This is a genomic window from Variovorax raffinosi (assembly GCF_051216615.1).
Taxonomy (GTDB): Bacteria; Pseudomonadota; Gammaproteobacteria; order Burkholderiales; family Burkholderiaceae_C; genus Variovorax.
In genome coordinates this window covers 1-17,260 of record NZ_JBPJZR010000024.1, presented here as the reverse complement: position 1 = coordinate 17,260, position 17,260 = coordinate 1, and the positions used below count along the sequence as shown (strand labels likewise).

14 protein-coding genes are annotated in these 17,260 nt (G+C 67.4%); 6 read left to right on the top strand and 8 right to left on the bottom strand.

Going from position 1 to position 17,260, the window contains the following annotated elements; all coding sequences use genetic code 11:
- Positions 1–27: 27 nt before the first annotated feature.
- The 3 genes from ACSFB7_RS37025 to ACSFB7_RS37015 all read left to right on the top strand — a co-directional run bounded on the left by ACSFB7_RS37025 (position 28) and on the right by ACSFB7_RS37015 (position 3,504).
- Positions 28–1,218: a sugar ABC transporter permease gene (locus tag ACSFB7_RS37025; protein ID WP_435477319.1), complete on the top strand. Its 1,191-nt coding sequence runs from the start codon at positions 28–30 to the stop codon at positions 1,216–1,218.
- A 335-nt stretch (positions 1,219–1,553) separates the two neighbouring features.
- Entirely contained in the window at positions 1,554–2,345 is a 792-nt protein-coding gene (locus ACSFB7_RS37020; protein WP_435477318.1) for an ATP-binding cassette domain-containing protein, read from the top strand.
- A gap of 1 nt (position 2,346) precedes the next feature.
- The gene (locus ACSFB7_RS37015; protein ID WP_435477317.1) at positions 2,347–3,504 is read left to right on the top strand and encodes an ROK family transcriptional regulator; all 1,158 of its coding nucleotides are present in this window, start codon (positions 2,347–2,349) and stop codon (positions 3,502–3,504) included.
- Between the two features lie 39 nt (positions 3,505–3,543).
- Here ACSFB7_RS37015 and ACSFB7_RS37010 read toward each other — a convergent pair whose 3' ends face one another.
- On the bottom strand, positions 3,544–4,293 hold the full coding sequence (locus ACSFB7_RS37010) for an SDR family oxidoreductase (protein ID WP_435477316.1): 750 nt from the start codon (positions 4,291–4,293) through the stop codon (positions 3,544–3,546).
- A gap of 99 nt (positions 4,294–4,392) precedes the next feature.
- Between ACSFB7_RS37010 and ACSFB7_RS37005 the strand changes: the two genes are divergently transcribed.
- Positions 4,393–5,307, top strand: a complete 915-nt coding sequence (locus ACSFB7_RS37005; protein WP_435477339.1) for an AraC family transcriptional regulator — start codon at positions 4,393–4,395, stop codon at positions 5,305–5,307.
- Positions 5,308–5,314: 7 nt separating this feature from the next.
- Here the strand turns inward: ACSFB7_RS37005 and ACSFB7_RS37000 are convergent, their stop codons facing one another.
- Complete coding sequence (locus ACSFB7_RS37000; protein WP_435477315.1) at positions 5,315–6,601, bottom strand: helix-turn-helix domain-containing protein; 1,287 nt, start codon at positions 6,599–6,601, stop codon at positions 5,315–5,317.
- A 133-nt stretch (positions 6,602–6,734) separates the two neighbouring features.
- Here ACSFB7_RS37000 and ACSFB7_RS36995 point away from each other — a divergent pair, with 133 nt between their 5' ends.
- On the top strand, positions 6,735–8,855 hold the full coding sequence (locus ACSFB7_RS36995; protein WP_435477314.1) for a PQQ-dependent dehydrogenase, methanol/ethanol family: 2,121 nt from the start codon (positions 6,735–6,737) through the stop codon (positions 8,853–8,855).
- Between the two features lie 21 nt (positions 8,856–8,876).
- Here the strand turns inward: ACSFB7_RS36995 and ACSFB7_RS36990 are convergent, their stop codons facing one another.
- The 3 genes from ACSFB7_RS36990 to ACSFB7_RS36980 all read right to left on the bottom strand — a co-directional run bounded on the left by ACSFB7_RS36990 (position 8,877) and on the right by ACSFB7_RS36980 (position 13,185).
- Positions 8,877–11,330 carry a hypothetical protein gene (locus ACSFB7_RS36990; protein WP_435477313.1) on the bottom strand — a complete coding sequence of 818 codons (2,454 nt, stop codon included), beginning with the start codon at positions 11,328–11,330 and terminating at the stop codon, positions 8,877–8,879.
- Positions 11,327–12,088: a hypothetical protein gene (locus ACSFB7_RS36985; protein WP_435477312.1), complete on the bottom strand. Its 762-nt coding sequence runs from the start codon at positions 12,086–12,088 to the stop codon at positions 11,327–11,329. The genes ACSFB7_RS36990 and ACSFB7_RS36985 overlap by 4 nt, the downstream gene beginning before the upstream one ends.
- 122 nt (positions 12,089–12,210) lie before the next feature.
- Positions 12,211–13,185, bottom strand: coding sequence for a tripartite tricarboxylate transporter substrate-binding protein (locus ACSFB7_RS36980; protein WP_435477311.1), 975 nt, complete (start codon positions 13,183–13,185; stop codon positions 12,211–12,213).
- A gap of 197 nt (positions 13,186–13,382) precedes the next feature.
- Between ACSFB7_RS36980 and ACSFB7_RS36975 the strand changes: the two genes are divergently transcribed.
- Entirely contained in the window at positions 13,383–14,591 is a 1,209-nt protein-coding gene (locus ACSFB7_RS36975; protein ID WP_435477310.1) for a M48 family metalloprotease, read from the top strand.
- Positions 14,592–14,727: 136 nt separating this feature from the next.
- On the opposite strand, the gene ACSFB7_RS36970 is transcribed toward ACSFB7_RS36975, so the two are convergent.
- The 3 genes from ACSFB7_RS36970 to ACSFB7_RS36960 form a co-directional block, all read right to left on the bottom strand.
- Entirely contained in the window at positions 14,728–15,270 is a 543-nt protein-coding gene (locus ACSFB7_RS36970) for a hypothetical protein (RefSeq protein ID WP_435477309.1), read from the bottom strand.
- A gap of 58 nt (positions 15,271–15,328) precedes the next feature.
- Positions 15,329–16,294 carry a hypothetical protein gene (locus tag ACSFB7_RS36965; protein WP_435477308.1) on the bottom strand — a complete coding sequence of 322 codons (966 nt, stop codon included), beginning with the start codon at positions 16,292–16,294 and terminating at the stop codon, positions 15,329–15,331.
- Positions 16,295–16,425: 131 nt separating this feature from the next.
- The coding region (locus ACSFB7_RS36960) for a DUF2345 domain-containing protein (RefSeq protein ID WP_435477306.1) at positions 16,426–17,260 on the bottom strand (835 nt) is incomplete at its 5' end.

The window sequence follows — 17,260 nt, the reverse complement described above, 5'->3', positions numbered from 1 at the left end:
CGCTCATGTTTCCAGGGGGTCCTACAAATGAGCAATGAAACTCCAGGCTGGTGGCGCCGCACGGGCATCGACCTGCGGCTGATCCTGATGTGCCTGCTGCTGGTGGCGATGGGCGTGGTCTTCAGCGTCATGTCCGGCGGCGTGTTCCTGTCGCCCGAGAATCTCTACAACGTCGCGCAGCAGACGGCCGTGGTCGGCATCGTCTCGACCGTGATGGTGCTGATCATCGTGGCGCGCCACATCGACCTGTCGGTCGGCTCGGTGATGGGTTTTGTCGGCGTACTCATCGCGTACCTGCAATACACCTCGGGCTGGTCGTGGCCCACGGCCTGCCTTGCGGGGCTCGCGGTGGCGCTGCTGGTGTCGATCTACCAGGGCTGGCTCACGGCGGTGCTAGGCGTGCCTTCGTTCGTGGTCACGCTGGGCGGGCTGATGTCGTTCCGCGGCGCGGCCTTCCTGGTGGCCGATGGCAAGACGCAGCCGGTGAATGACGAATTCTTCCAGCGCCTGGGCGGCGGCTACGACGGCGGCATCGGCACCACGGCGAGCTGGGTGCTCGCGGCGTTGGTGGCGCTGGTGCTGTTCGGGCGCATGGTGCAAAAGCGCCGCGCGCGCCAGCGCTACGACATGCCGACCGAGGCGCTGTGGCTCGATGTGCTGATCACGGCCGTGCCGGTGGCCGTGGTGTTCGCCTTCGCGGCGGTCATGAACAACTACCAGATCTCTTCCAAGACCGAGCCGCAGGGCATTCCGATCCCGGTGCTGATCTGGGCTGCGGTGGCCATCGTGCTGTCGTTCATCGTGCACCGCACGCGTTTCGGCCGTTATGTGTTCGCGATGGGCGGCAATCCGGATGCGGCGGCGCTGGTGGGCATTCCGGTCAAGCGCGTGACGCTGATGCTGTTCGCCTTGCTGGCGGTGCTGGTCACCATCGCGGCCATCGTGTCGATCGCGCGGCTCAACGCGGGCACCAACTCGCTGGGCACGGGCATGGAGCTGTACGTGATTGCGGCGGCTGTCATCGGCGGCACGGCGCTAGCGGGCGGCAGCGGCTCGATCTTCGGCTCGGTGCTGGGCGCGCTGATCATGCAGTCGCTCGACAGCGGCATGCTGCTGCTCGATGTGCCGATCGGCAAGCGCATGGTCATCATCGGGCAGGTGCTGATCGTGGCGGTGGTGTTCGACGTGCTGTATCGGCGCAAGTTCGGGGAGAGCTGAGATGAAGCGCTGCTGTTCTTCAGGGCGGCACTCACGCCGACACGGTGCTCTTTTTCGCGAATGTCCCCCGCTTCGCTCCTCCTTTATTTCGCGAAAAAGAGCCCCGTATCGGCGCGAGCGCTGGACAGAGCAGTCGTTGATCGGCTGCACACCAGCAGCGTGCCCCGGTGCGAATGGCACCAGGTGCTCCCCGCAGCGAAATAAAGGAGGAGCGAAGCGGGGGACATTCGCGGAGGGGAGCTCCTGGTGTCATTCGCACTCGCCCCGAATGCACCCGAACCCGCCCCCAACAGCAGCCCAAGAACAAGAACGCCGGAACAAAGCGGAGCACTGAAATGACCGACACATCAAAACCCTTGGTAGAACTGAAAGAGATCCGCAAGTCCTTCGGCGGCGTCAAAGCCGTGGACGGCGTGAGCGTGAACCTCTACCCCGGCGAAGTGGTGGCACTGCTCGGCCACAACGGCGCGGGCAAGTCCACGCTCATGAAGATGCTCGCGGGCGCCTATCCCATCGACTCGGGCGACACGCTCATCGCGGGCGAAAAAGTCAACATCCGCACGCCTTCCGAAGCGCAGGCACAAGGCATCGAAACCATCTACCAGACGCTTGCACTGGCCGACAACCTCGACTCCGTGTCCAACCTCTTCCTCGGCCGCGAGAAGATGACCCGCTGGAACACGCTCGACGACCACTTCATGGAAGTGCAGGCGCGAAAAGTGTTCCATCGCCTCAACAAGAACTTCACCAACATCCGCGTGCCGGTGCGGCGCCTCTCGGGTGGGCAGCGGCAGGTGGTGGCGATCTCGCGGGCGCTGTACTTCAACGCGCGCATCCTCATCATGGACGAGCCCTGCGCCGCGCTCGGCCCCGAAGAAACCGCGATGGTCGGCGGCCTCGTGCGGCAGCTCAAGGCCGACGGCGTGGGCATCTTCCTCATCACGCACGACATGCCCGACGTGTTCTCGCTGAGCGACCGCCTCGCGGTCATGAAGAACGGCAAGCTGGTGGGCACCTACCGCACCGCCGACGTGACCGAAGACGAAGTGCTCGGCATGATCATCGCGGGCAAGCGGCCCGAAGGAAAAGAGCAAGCCCACCACGCCGATACCGCCGTGGCCGCCTGACGTGAAGACCATCGGCGACCAGCAACTGCTCAAGCGCATGAACCGCAGCGTGCTGCTGCGGCTGCTGCGCGCGCAGCCGGGCCTGTCTCGCGCACGCCTGGCGACCGAGAGCGGCCTTACCAAGTCGACCGTGAGCCTGCTGGTGCGCGAGCTGATCGACGAAGGCTGGCTGAGCGAATCGGGTGCCGCCGTGGCCGATGGCCTGGGTCGGCCTTCGACGCCGCTGGAAATCAACGTCGGCGTGCGCGCATTGATGGGCGTGGAGATCGCCGTCGAGACCGTGCGCCTCGTGTGCGTCTCGCTGCAGGGCGAGGTGCTGTACTCGGACACCCATGCGCTGACCGATGGCTCTCCGGCCGGCGTGTGCGCGCAGGTCGCGCGCATGGCGGCGGCGGCGCACGTACACCTGCAGACGCTGGGCCTGCGCCTGTCGAGCATCGGCGTGTGCGTGCCCGGCGCGGTGGACGATTGCACCGGCGTGGTCCGCTTCGCGCCCAACCTCGGCTGGCGCAACGTGAACCTGCTGCCGGCACTCGAAAAAGCCTTTGCCGCGGTCGGCCTGCCGGGCGTGACCGTGCAACTTCAGAACGACGCCGATGCCGCCGTGCTCGGCGAGTACGAGTTCGCTGCGGGCGAGGGCGAAGACCCGCTGATCTTCGTCAACTGCGATGTGGGCGTGGGCGCGGGCGTGGTGCTGAACGACCGCCTTTTTACCGGCGCGCAAGGCATGGCCGGCGAGATCGGCCACACCATCCTCCAGCTCGACGGCCCCTTGTGCTCATGCGGCCGGCGCGGTTGCGCCGAAGCCTTCTTCGGCTCGCGCGTGCTCGAACGCGAGGGCGCCGACGTGCAACGTGCCGCCGCCTTCTTCGGCGTGCTGTTGCAGAACCTGTGGGTCACCTTCAATCCGCGCGCCATCGTGCTCGGTGGCAAGGCCTGCGCGGAACATCGCGGCTTTGCACAGGCTGCGTTCGAAGGTGTGAAGCGCCACGCCGATGGGGCCGGCATGCCGGCGCCCGACCTGCGCACCGCGCGCTACGACGCACTGGCGCCGGCGGTGGGTGCGGCCGCGCTCGCCCTGCACGAATATCTCAGGCCCCTGCAACCCGACGCGAGGACGCGCCGCGCGCGCGCCGAACAGGTTCTCGCCAGGGCTTGAACCTTCGGCCCACGGCCTTGTTGAAGACGATCGAACGGATCAGCCGGCTTTGGCGGCCCACTGCACGGCATCCGCACCGGCCGGGATGTACATCGGAGCCGACGGATCGGTCGCCGCGCGCCACACGGCCTCGGCCACGTCCTTCGCGTGCGTCTCCGGGCCCGTGGACGCGAGCATGCGGGCGATGGTCTGCTTCATGAAATCGCCATAGGCCTCGTCCTCGATGCCGTGCAGGTGGGTCCGCGCGGTGTCGCGAAAGCTGGTCTCGCCCGAGGACCCGGGCAGCACGATGCGCACGCGCACGCCGAACGGCTCGACTTCGACCGCCAGCGATTCGGTCAACGCATTCACCGCCGCCTTGGCCGAGCGGTAGATGCCGACCAGCGGCAGCGGCTTGTACGTGGCGCTCGACGTCACGTTCACGACGACGCCAGACTTGCGCGCGCGCATTTGCGGCAGCACCGCCTGCGTGACCGCGATCGTGCCGAAGGTGTTGGTTTCGAACAGCGCGCGCACCGTCTCCATGGAAGTGAGTTCGAGCGGCGAGGGCGCGCCGAAGCCGGCGTTGTTGACGAGCACGTCGATCGGCCCCGCAGCCTCGACGGCGTTGCGGATGCTCTGCGCATCCGTCACGTCGAGCTGCAGAATGCGCAGGCGCTCGGACGGCGGCAGCACATCTTCGCGCGGCGTGCGCATGGTGGCGACCACCTGCCAGCCCTGCGCGAGAAAGTGGCGCGCGGTTTCGAGGCCGAAGCCGGAGGAGCAGCCGGTGATCAATACGGTTTTCATGAGGTTTCCTTCGTGTGGATGGCAATGCCTTCACGATAGGTGGCCGGGGCCGTACTTGCTACCATCCGGAGTCCATAACTCATGTTCGAGAGTCCGGCCATGGTCGATCCGTTTGCCGAGGTGGTCGCGTTGCTGCAGCCGGCTGCCCGGTTCTCCAAGCACGTCGTCGGCGCGGGTCCGTGGCAGATCCGTCGCTCGGACGCCGGGCAGCCCTTCTACTGCGCCGTGCTGGAGGGCGGCTGCCGCCTGGCGCTCGATGGGCACGAGCCGGTCGTGCTGCAGGCCGGCGACTTCGTGCTCATCCCCGCGGCCTTCGGCGTCGCCATGTCCAGCCTCGTGTCGCCGGTTGGCGTGGCCGATTCGCTGCCGGTCGCGCTTGGGCAGGGGCTGTTCAGGGTTGGCGCGCAGCAGGGCCCGACGGACCTGCGCATCCTGGCGGGCCACTGCAGCTTCGGCTCGCCGGATGCGGCCCTGCTGGTGTCGCTGCTGCCGCAGCTCGTGCACGTTCGCGGCGAGCAGCGGCTCGCAACGCTGGTGCAGCTGGTGGGCGAGGAGTCGCGCGCGGAGCGGCCCGCGCGCGAGGTCGTGCTTGCGCGTCTGTTGGAGGTGCTGCTCATCGAAGCCTTGAGATCGACGGCGGGCACGGCGGCGTCGCCGGGCCTGGCGCGCGGGCTTGCCGACGTGCGCCTTGCGGCCGCGATCCGCGCGATGCACGAGCAGCCGACACGCGCATGGACGGTCGTGGAGCTGGCGAAGGAGGCCGCGCTCTCGCGCTCGTCGTTCTTCGATCGCTTCAGCCGCGAGGTCGGCATGGCGCCGATGGCGTATCTGCTCGCCTGGCGCATGGCGCTCGCGAAGGACCTGCTTCGACGCAAGGAAGGCGGCGTTGCCGAAATCGCCGAGCGCGTGGGCTACAGCTCAGCGAGCACGTTCAGCGTCGCCTTCACCCGCCATGTCGGACGGCCGCCGAGCCAGTACGCGCGCGAGCAGCAGGCGGACGCGGTGCCGGTGTGAACGGGCGCTAGTCGCAGGCGGCGTCGCCCCAGCCGCGCATGCGGCGATACAGCGTGCCGCGCGACACGCGCAACTGCCGCGCCGCCTGCGACACATTGCCGCCGTGTGCCGCGAGCGTGTCTTCGATCAGCTTGCGGCTGTGTTCGCGCAGCGTCTCCGCGTGCGGTGCGGCTTCCGCATCGGCATCGCTGTCGTCGGCCGCCGCATCCGCATCGGTGTCGTCGATGGTGTCGGCCTGCACATGCCGCTCGATGGCCATGGATGCGCCGCCAGCATGGGCAACGCTGGTGGGCATTGCCACCGAATGCCGGAAGTCCACGCCGTCCGGTCCCTTCAGATGCGCCTGCACCCACACGCCGAGCCCGCTTGCCAGCCGCAGCGGTTGCGCCGCTTCGCGCCGGCCGAGCCGCAGCAGGCTCGCCAGGTCGTGGCCCAGCAGGCACTCGACATCGCGCTCGTCCGCCGCGTCGGGCAGGCGCCCCAGCAGCCGCGCACCCGCGTTGTTGAGCCACGCGATGGTGCCGTCGGGCGCGATGCCGGCCAGCGCTTCGAGCGGCGTGCCGAGCAGTGTCGGGCTCGACTGGAAGCGCAGGATCAGATGGTCGCGCGACTGCGCCTGCAGCAGCCGGTTCTCGATGGTCGTCGCATGGATCGCCACCATCGACGCCGCATCGAAGCCGAAGGGCCGCGACTCCACCGTGAGGTCGAGCACGCCGGCCAGCCGGCCCGTCACGTCGCGGATCGGCGCAGCCGCGCATTGCATGTGGCTCAGCACGTCGAAGTAATGCTCCGCGCCGTCGACCGTGCAGGCCTGCCCGGTGGTGGCCACGATGCCGGGCGCGGTGGTGCCGACGATGCGCTCGGAGATGTTCACGCCCACGCGCGCGGTCTTGCGCAGCACCGGCTGGTGCGTGTCGCTCGGCTGGTTGCTCACGTGCACCACCACGCCGTCGGGGTCGGTCAGGATCACGCGGCAGTCGGTGCCTGCGAGCATGTGTTCCATCTGCCCGAGTTCGGGCCGCGCCGCGTCGAGCAGCTCGCGGTTGCGCGCGAGCGTGGTGTGCAGCCGGCTCGGCGTGACCGCGTCGAAGGGCACGATGCGCTGGCGGTCGCTGTGCGTGCGGCTGCAGCGCATCCACGACTGCAGCACCGCTTCGCCGATCAGCCCCGAGGGGCGCACGCCTTCCTCGAAGAACTGCCGGCGCGCAAGCGCCACGCGCTGCGCCGGCGTGCTGGCAAAAAGCTGGCGCGGCGCATCCGCCGTGCCGAGCCGCTCGAACTTGTCTGGGGACATGGGGTTCGCTGCCTCGCTGGATTCGGGACCAGCAGCGAATGTGTTCCGCAATGGAACAGCGCCGGACTGGGGAAATCCCGGGGGTGAGCGCGAGGGCCGTGCGCGCGATCCTTGCACCACAAGGAGACCCACGATGAAAAAAACACACTCCGGGCTGTTCATGCTCACCGGCGCATTGCTGTGCCTGAACGCATCGACGGCCACGGCCCAGAATTCGACGGCACCGCAAGACCGCGCCGCGGCAGCCACGAAACGGGTCGACAGCAACTTCATCCGCGCCAACGCGGCGCAGAAGAAAACGCCCGACTGGCCCAGCGTGGGCCTGGACTATTCGGAGTCGCGCTTCAGCAGGCTCGACCAGGTGAACGCGGGCAACGTGAAAGACCTGGGGCTGGTCTGGTCGTACAACCTCGAATCGACGCGCGGCGTGGAGGCCACGCCGCTGGTGGTCGACGGCACCATGTACGTCACCGCCTCGTGGAGCGTGGTGTATGCCATCGACACGCGCACCGGCCAGAAGCTGTGGACCTTCGATCCGCAGGTCGATAAGTCCAAAGGCTACAAGGGCTGCTGCGACGTGGTGAACCGCGGCGTGGCCATCTACGAAGGCAAGGTCTATGTGGCGGCCTACGATGGCCGCCTCATCGCGCTCGATGCGGCCACCGGCAAGACGGTCTGGGAGAAGAACACGCTCGAAGGCCAGAAGGGCAGCTACACCATCACCGGCGCGCCGCGCGTGTTCAAGGGCAAGGTCATCATCGGCAACGGCGGCGCCGAGTACGGCGTGCGCGGCTTCGTCACCGCCTACGACGCCAACACCGGCGACCAGAAGTGGCGCTGGTTCGTGGTGCCCGGTGATCCGAGCAAGCCCTTCGAGGACGAGTCGATGGCGCGCGCGGCCAAGACCTGGGACCCTTCGGCTAAGTACTGGGAGGCCGGCGGCGGCGGCACCGCATGGGACAGCTTCGCCTTCGACCCCGAACTCAACCTGATGTACGTGGGCACCGGCAACGGCTCGCCGTGGTCGCACAAGGCGCGCAGCCCCAAGGGCGGCGACAACCTCTACCTGGGCTCGGTGGTGGCGCTCGACCCCGACACCGGCAAGTACAAGTGGCACTACCAGGAGACGCCCGGCGACAACTGGGACTACACCTCCACGCAGTCGATGATCCTGGCCGACATGAAGGTGGGCGGCAAGCCGCGCAAGGTGCTGCTGCATGCGCCGAAGAACGGCTTCTTCTTCGTCATCGACCGCACCAACGGCAAGTTCATCTCGGCCAAGAACTTCACCGAAGTGAACTGGGCCACGGGCTACGACAAGAACGGCCGGCCGATCGGCATTGCCTCCGCGCGCGACGGCACCAAGCCCAACGACGCCATCCCCGGTCCCTTCGGCGCGCACAACTGGCACCCGATGTCGTTCAACCCGCAGACCGGCCTGGCCTACCTGCCTTCGCAGCACGTGCCGATCAACCTGATGGACGACAAGGACTGGAAGTTCAACGAAGACGTGCCGGGCCGCCCGCATGCGGGCCTGGGCTGGAACCTGGCCAAGTTCGCCAACGTCGAGCCGCCCAAGAGCAAGCCCTTCGGCCGCCTCGTGGCCTGGGACCCGGTGACGCAGAAGGAAGCCTGGGGCGTGGACTATGTGTCGCCCTGGAACGGCGGCACGCTCACCACCGCCGGCAACCTCGTGTTCCAGGGCACGGCCGATGGCCGCCTGCTGGCCTACAACGCGAAGAACGGCGAGAAGCTGTGGGAAACGCCCACCGGCACCGGCGTGGTGGCCGCGCCCTCGACCTACATGGTCGACGGCAAGCAGTACGTGTCGGTGGCCGTGGGCTGGGGTGGTGTCTACGGTCTTGCGCAGCGCGCCACCGAGAAGCAGGGGCCGGGCACGGTCTACACCTTCGCGGTGGGCGGCACGGCCAAGATGCCGGACTTCGTGCAGTACCGCATGGACAAGCTGGTGCAGGGCGTGAAGTACGACCCCGCCAAGGTCCAGGCTGGCACGATGCTCTACGTGAGCAACTGCGTGTTCTGCCACGGCGTGCCGGGCGTGGACCGCGGCGGCAACATTCCGAACCTAGGCTACATGGACGCGGCGTACATCGAGAACCTCGACAAGTTCGTGCTCAAGGGCCCGGCGATGGCGCGCGGCATGCCGGACTTCACCGGCAAGCTCTCGGGCGAGGAGATCGAGAGCATCAAGGCCTTCATCCAGGGGACGGCGGACGCCATACGGCCGAAGTGAGGGCCGCTCTTCGCGCGCTCCCTACCGGCCGCTGTACCAGTACTGGGTGCTGGCGGCCCAGGTCGAGTTCGGGTAGTTCGCGTGCAGGGTCTGCAGGCCTTTGCGCGACCAGTCGCCCACGGCCTTGTCCGGGCAGGTGTAGCGCGCCATCTTCACCGCGACCGACAGCGCCTGCGGCACCAGCGGGTCGGCGCGGTTGCGCTGCATCAGCGCCAGGCTTTCCTGCGTGAAGTAGATCGAGTCCTGCGGAATGGTGCGCAGCTTGCGCACCAGTGCCTCTTGCTGCGCGCGCTCTTCCTGCGGCAGGAACGCGGGCATCTCGAAGTCGGCGGCGGTGGCGGCCTGCGGGCCGGAGAGCGGCACGCCGAGCGGGCGGCACCACTTGCCGTAGCTGCCGATGGCCATGCCGCGGTCGTACGCCGGCGTGATTCCCGGCGTGAGGGGCGTGGTCCGGATGCCCTCGCCGCCGGACCAGTGCGGCGCCAACAAGACTTCGGTGGTGCTTGCCATGCGCTCCAGCAGCAGGTGGCGCCAGCCAGCGGTGTCGGTGTCCGCCAGGTTCACCGAGCGGCGGATGCCGGCGATCGGGTCCGGTGCCTTGGCCGCAGTCGCCGCCTGCGACGGCAATGCCATGCGCATCTGCGCCGCGCGGCGGGCCATGGCGTAGTCCTCGGCCAGCACCGCACGGGTCCACGCGGTTTCGAGCAGGCTGTCGCGCAGGGCGGGCGCCAGGGTGGGGTCGGCGGCAAGACGCAGCCACATCGGCAGCGGCGCGCGTGTGTTGAGGAAGCGGATCACGTCGTCGTCGAGGGAGCTGGCCAGCGGCACCGCGTTCGGCTTGGCTTCCGTCGCCTCGGGGTCGCGGCGCGCGACCACGGGGCGGATCGCGAGGCGGCGCCATTCGTCTTCCGACGCGGCCGAGGGCAGCAGCAGGGCCTTCACGAGGTTCCGGCCCGAGAGGCTGCGCGCGATCAGCGGCGAATCGCCCGCGTCGGCCACAAGCTCGCGCACTTCCTTGTAGCGGCCCTGCGCGAACAGGCGCTGCGCGCGCAACTGCGTGGCCGCGAAGCGCGCGGGATGGTTTTCGGGCACGGCCGCCAGCGCGGCCTGCAGCTCGGCCTCGCGCTTGTCGTCGCTCGCGGCGGCCACCGACACCAGGCTCGCGGCGGCCACCGGCACCAGGCTCGCGGCGGCCATCAGCCATGCGAGGTCGTGCGTGCGCTGGTAGCGGCTCCAGCTCAGGGTTTCGCGCCACTTGCCGTCCGGCTCGGCGCTGCTGCCCGGACCGTTGAAGCCGCGCACGGTGCTGAGCCATTGCACGAGGTCGGAGGTCTGCGCGGGGCCGAGGTATGAGCAGTCGTAGAAGAACCCGCAGGCTCGGAACTCGTGGTTCAGCAGCAGCAGCTTCGCGGCGGCCGCATCGGGCGGGCCCATGGTCTTCAGGCCGTCCGCCAACCGCTGCATGCGCGTGGCGGGCAGCAGGTAGCGGATGCGCAGCGCTTCGGCCAGCCGATGGACCGACGGATGCAGCGCCCGCAGGCGCGGGTTCTTCAGCAGCGGCAGCGCGATGGCATCGACCTGCTTCGTGAGCTCGGCCTGCCGCTTGAGGGTCTCGGGGCTGTCCTTGTCGTTCTTGCTGTCCGAAGGCGCATCGCCCGGGTTCTGCCGCGCCAGCACGCGCAGCCGCATGTAGGCCGCGAGGTCGCGCCAGGCGCTGGCCTTGTCCTGCGCGATGGCGGTGAACGCGGTGTCGGCCTCGTCGAGGTCGCCGGCATAGAAGCTTTGCGCGGCCAACTGGTAGGCCTGGTCGGCCTGCAGCCAGGCGGGCGCGTGCTGCGGCAGTTCGGGGACGGTGCCGGACTGCTGGTTGCAGGTGTCGAACACCGCGTCTTGCGCCTTCAGCCAGTGCAGCACGTAGGGAGCCGCGGCCTTGTCGCCGGCCACGCGCGTCATGCGCTGGGCCAGCGTCTTCGTGGCGTTGCGGAAGGCATCGCCATAGAAGCAGTTCGGGGTGGCCTGCAGGCTGTCGGCATTCCACTTCGGCGGCTGCTGCGATGGCGGCGGCAGGGCGGATTTGTCGCGGGGCGACTGGGGGTCGAGCTTCGCGTTGGCCTCGTCGTGCGCCTTTCGCCATTCGGTCCAGGCGTCGTCCATCTCTTCCATGCTGTTGTCTTCACGCGGCAGCTTTTCCAGCAGGTCGGTGAAGGCGCGCACGGCATCGGCAGAAAACGACTGGCCGTGCAGGCGCCAGTACCAGAGCACCTGGTAGGGCACGAGGTAGCTGGTGTAGTAGCCCGCGGGCCTCTCGACGAACTCGCGCACCGGCTGGTCGGGCCGGTTGCTGGCGAAGAACAGGTCCTCGGGTTCGTAGCCGCCGCTGGCGTGCGCCACGGTGGCGCCGAGCAGTGCGGCTGCCGTCGTCGCCAGCAGCCTGGCGCCGGCGCGCATCGTGCGCCTCGAGCTTGAAGAAGTCATGGGTGCCTGTTGATGTCGATGTTGTTGTTGCTGCTGTCGATGCGTGCGAAGTCTTCGTTCTTCCATGCGCCCGCGTGGAACACATAGCGCCGCTTCAGGCCGCCGAGCGCGGGCCAGTTCTCGCCGAACATCAGTCCCGCCGCATCGCGGCAGGCCGGCACCGTGGCCGCGCCCGTCGCATCGAGCCGCTGGCGGATGCGCCCGGCTTCCGCGCCCATGCGGAAGTACATCGGCACGATCTCGTCGAGCAGGCCGGCGGGCAGCCACGGATCGCTCATGCACCACGAGGCCAGCGCGGTGGCCGAGAGCCGCACGCCACCTTCGCGCAGCGGCTGCAGGCGCTTGAGCAGCGCGACGTAGGCCTCGCGCTGGCTGCGCCGCGCCTCGAAATCGAGCTGCACCCAGCCCGAGCGGTTGCCCTGCTTCGCGGCATGCTCGATGGCGGCGGCAATGGCCGCCTGCTGCGCATCGTCGACGGGCGAGGGCGCGAGGTTGTCCAGCGTGACGTGGACCACCGGCACCACCGTGGCGCCCGGCGCAATGCGCAACGGCCACTGGCGCCAGGTCGTGCGGCTGCGCTCGCCGCTCAGTTGCACCGTGGCGTGCAGGTAGGCCACGCCGGTGGCTTCGGGCAGCGCGGAGAAAAGCTGGGGCCGGTCCCATACCCACAGCAGCGTTTGCGGTTGGGCCTTGCCTTCCTGCGCCGGCAAGGCCAGGAAGACCGCAAGAACCGAAAGGGCCGCGCCGCGAAAACGCATGGGAAAGGGCTGGAGGGTGGAAGAAAAATCCCGGCCAGCATAACGAAAAAGCCGCCTGGCCCCGGGGGCTCAGGCGGCCTTGCGGCTGCTTGCGTGTGAAGGCAGCGGCGGTTGTTCGTCGATCAGTCGGCGTACACGCCGGCGGCCTTGATGATCGGGCCCCACTTGGCGATCTCGGCCACGACGAACTTCTTGTGCTCGGCCGGCTCGGTGCGCTTGTCGGTGGTGATCACCGCGCCCAGCGCTTCTTCACGCTTGATGAAGCCCGGGTCCTTCATGGCCGCGGTGATGGCTTCGTTGAGCTTCTTCAGCACCGGTGCCGGCGTGCCCTTGGGCGCGTACACGCCGTGCCAGATCGCCACTTCGAAACCCTTCAGGCCCGACTCGTCCAGCGTCGGCAGGTCTTTCAGCGCGGGCGTGGTCAGGCGCTTGGCAGTGGTCACGGCATAGGCCTTGACCTTCTTGGCCTCGATCTGCGACGTGGTGTTGGTGGTCTGGTCGCACAGCAGGTCGATCTGGCCGCCCAGCAGGTCGGCGATGGCCGGAGCCGTGCCCTTGTAGGGAACCGGCGTCATCTCGACCTTGATCGCGCTCTGGAACAGCAGGCCGCACAGGTGCGACGCAGCGCCCAGGCCGGCGTTGCCCAGATTGATCTTGCCCTTGTTGGCGGCGATCCAGGTCGTCAGTTCCTTGTAGTTGTTGGCGGGCAGGCCGGGCTTGCCGATCAGCGTCATCGGCACTTCATTGACCATGCCCAGGTACTCGAAGTCGGTCTCGACGTTGAACGGCAGCTTGCGGTACAGCGCAGGCATGGTGGACATGCCGATGTGGTTGAGCAGCAGCGTGTAGCCGTCCGGGTTGGCACGTGCCACCTTCGCCGTGCCGATGGAACTGCCCGCGCCCGCCGTGTTGTCCACCACGATCGTGGTGCCGAGCGTCTTCTGCATGGCTTCGGCAAGGTCGCGCGCCACGCGGTCGGTCGGGCCGCCGGCCGCGAAAGGCACCACCAGCGTGACGGTCTTGTTCCCGGGGAAATCCTGGGCGTGAACACCGGCAGCGGCGGTGGCAATCGCCGCGAGGGCGAGCAGTTTCTTCATGATGTCTCCGAGAGGGGGTAAAAAGGCCGCGATCTTATAGGCTGACCAGGGCCTGACCTATACCGAATAGCCCTTAGGCGGACATCGAAATTGGCCCCACTCTGGGGCATGATGCCTCCCGGCAGATCGCGCCGGGGAGGCGCGAAAAACAATCACAACATCGCGGCCGGCATGGCTGCATCGAGGAGGAAATTCCAATGGATCCATGGGTTTATTCGCGCGAGCGCTGGCTCGGCACTCTTACGCTCGTGCTCGGCCTGCTGGTCTGGCTGCTGCTGATCGTCGGCACGCTGGGCATTGCGCTCATCTACGTGCTGCTGGGCTTCATCGGCTACGTGTTTGCGCAGTCGGCCGTCATCGCCTGGATCAAGGGCACGGCCGTCAAGCTCTCGCCCACCCAGTTGCCCGAACTGCACGCACGCTTCACGGCCTGCTGCGGCTACCTCGGCATCGAGAAGCAGCCCGAGGCCTACCTGCTGCACGGCGACGGCATGTTCAACGCCTTCGCCACCCGTTTTTTCGGCCGCAACTTCGTGGTGCTGCTGTCCGACGTGGTCGATGCGATGGAGACGCAGCCCGACGGCATCAACTTCTACATCGGCCACGAGCTGGGCCACATCCGGCGCGGCCACCTCACGGGCCACATCTGGCGCGCCCCGGTGCTGTGGCTGCCACTGCTCGGTGCCGCCTATGCGCGCGCCAAGGAATACACCTGCGACCTGCACGGCGCGGCCTGCTGCGAAGAGCCCGACTCCGCGCCGCGCGCACTCGTGGCGCTGGCCGCCGGTGCCCAGCAGTGGCGCAACGTCGACCTGCAGGGTTATGCCAACCAGTCGGCCGGCAACAGCGGCTTCTGGGCGTCGTTCCATGAACTGATCGGCGGCTACCCCTGGCTCACCAAGCGCGTGGCGCGTGCGATCGATCCGGCGGCGGTGCTGCCGAGCCGCAACCCGCTGGCTTACCTGCTCGCGATCTTCGTGCCCTATGCGGGCCGCACCGGTGGAGGCGCCTTGGGCGTGCTGATCGTCGTGGCCGTCATCGGCGTGGCGGCGGCAGCGGCGATTCCGGCGTACCAGGACTACACCGCGCGCGCGACAGTCGCGCAGGCCTGGGCGGAAGGCGCGCCGGTGCGCGAGGCGCTGGCCAACTACTACACGGAGAAGGAAGAGATTCCGGAGACGCTTGCTGCTGCGAATGCGCCGGAGACCCTGCCTGGTGGCTCGGTGCTGACGCTCGACCCGGAGACGATGGTTGTCGAGGCCACGCTGCCCAAGCTGCCCAGAGGGATGAGCGGTGTGCTGCGCATGGAGCCATCGGCTGCCGACAACGGCATCGTCTGGCATTGCGTGCGGGGGGAGGATTTGCCGGCGAAGCTGCTGCCGGTTGGTTGCCGGAAGGTGAGGTAGGGGCTGTTCAAGCTTGGGCCGCTGCGCAGAAACTGTTCTCTGCATTGGCCTTTGCTGAACTGGTCGATCGCTCAGGCCTGCTCAAAGGTCTGCTGTCGGTGCACAAGACGGTTGAAATTGTTCTGCTCCGTCTGTATCAAACCTCCGGTGGTGGGCCGGGGCGCAGCCTGCGATAGGTATCTTCGCGAAGGTCAAGCTCGTTGATCAATCGGCCGATGGCTTGCTTGATTTCTTCGGGCCACTCGACTTTCTGTGCTGTCCAGACGGTCAGTCGGTTGAAGAACAACCACAGCACATACAGCGGCACGGTGACAGGCATGCTGATGTACTTGAGAAGAGTCTTCCACGGTTGTTCTTTCCAACGGCGCCCTGGTTGGTCAAGAAATGGAACGACCGCGCCGAAGTTGCTCCAGGGCACATACGCGCCAGTGTTCGATACGGGAGGGAATTCACCCTGCACAAGCGGTGCAGCACCTTGCTCCATGTACCGGCGGATGTACTCCCACAGAGCCGGCACGAAGTCGACGCTGGGGTCCGAAAACCCAATGGGGTCCGCGGGGTCTTCGGCCCATTCGGGCAGGGTAGGGATGACAGCAGTACGCCAAGGCGCCGGCGCATAGCGCACGGGCAGGATGGCAAGGCCGGAGGATTGGCAGTGTTTGCATGGGCTGCTGCTCATGGGCGGATTCCGGATGGGTTTGTGAGTTGCTCGGGACGGGGTGTCATGAGGCGAGGCTTCAGGCCGCAGTGGCAGGCGGTTCAGCGTGGTTCAGTTGGGCCGCCACCCGTTGCCAATCGGACGCACTCAACGCATGGAGCCAACCCGCCAGATCAAATGCTGTGCCGTCTTTGCGGGCCGCAGCCATTCGCTGCGCGAGGTGGTTGCGCATCAACGTGGATGTGTCAAAGCGGGGGTGATATGCCATGGCGTAATACGCAACGGCCTGCAGATCGATCAGGTCGCGCCAGCCGGCGTTGTCTGTGGTGCGGATAGCGGCGCAGGCGCCATCACGGGCGTTGTCCACATCGAGATCGGCCAACTCGGCGCCCGAGTTGTCTTGCAGCGAGAGTTGCTGCCACTTGCGCAACGCATGATTCAGCGGTTGGATATGCGGCACGGACGTCCATTGGTCGGGCGTATAGCGCATGTCGAGGGCATGCAGCGCTGCTTCAGGGGGGCGCATCGACGCATCGGCCTGTGGGGCTTGAAGCGCGTGCATTTGGCCATTGGGCTTGAGCATCCACCAGCCTCCAACGCGGGCCAACCATTGGCTTTGCTGCATTGAATTGAACAGGGGCCACAGCGCCCACAGCACCGCTGGGTCGTGCAACCTGACATGCACCGGCCGCCCATTGAGGTATGGGTGGTGCGTGGGCAGATTGGGACGGGTCTGTACCAACAAGCCCGCCATGTGCAAGGCCTGGGCCCGAAGAGCATCGGGGGTGGACTTCGCGTTTGGCGGAGAACAGACCCAGGCACATACGCGGCGACCGTTGTTGTGCCTGAGTGCATCAGGATGCAGTTCGTCGAGCGCCGTTTCCACGCTGGTGCGGAGCAACTGCTGCCCCTTGGGTGTTGTCAGATCGGCCTGTAGCCACAAAGGGCAGCGTTCGACCCCAAGGTCATAGCCGGGGATGGCAACCTGCACGGGCATGCGCTCGGCCAGATCGAGCCACGCGGCGCTGGTTTCGTCTTCACCCATCGGACTCATGGCGGGTTCGAACAAGATCCAGACAGAGCGATGCGTGGGATGTCGAGTCTTGATCTGCGCTAGCAGTTCGGCATGCGGGTCGCTCGGCACGGGCTGAGGTGCACTTCTCGCAGCGCCCGTGTTCATAGGTCGATCCCGCCGGACTGGCTGCCGACGGCAGCTTGGCTTGCAGGGCCACAGCCCTTGAACGTTTGGGGACTCAGCGGCAGCTTCGCCGGCCCCGTCTTGACATGACTCGCCGCATGCTCGACCCACCCGCCCGGCGTGCCATGCAGGATGCCCGTGCCGCTCCACTCGGTGAAGCTGCCCCCGCCGTTGACCACCACCTTGATCGGCGCGGTGATGCGGATTTCGCTGGTCGTGCTGGTAATGCGAACGGCCCGCTTGGCCGTGACGTTGATCCGGTCCTTGTGTGCCTCGATCTGCACCTTGCCGTTGCCCGCGATCCACTTCATGCCGTTCTTGAGCGCGAACAGGCGGATGCCGTCCTTGGCACTGACCAGCAGGCGCTTCGCGGCGCTGAAACTGGTGTGTCCCTCGCTGGAGATCGCGATGTGCTCGCCGGCTTGCAGATGCAAGCTGCCTGAAGTGCTGGCGGCGATGCCAGCAGCGCTCGCCAACACCAGGTGCGGTTCGTTGAGTTCGGGGAATTGCCCTTGAGCCACATTGCCGCCGCGGCCTTTGATGGCGTCGTGTTGCGCCTGGAGTGCCTTGGCGACGGTGGCCTGGTCCTCGCCACTGGACTGAGCCTTGGCGGTGGCCGCGGCTTCAGCCAGCCCCTGATGCTGTCCGTGAGCCGCCTTCAGCCGACTCGTCGTCTCGCCCATGTCCTTGGCGTGACGAGCCGCTTCGGGCCGCGCCTCTGTGGTGATGAGCATGCCGTCTTGCGCTCTCAGCACCCCATGGCCGTCCGTGCGCAACTCGAAGCCTTCGCCCCGTGGGTCCTTGCGGCCCGCG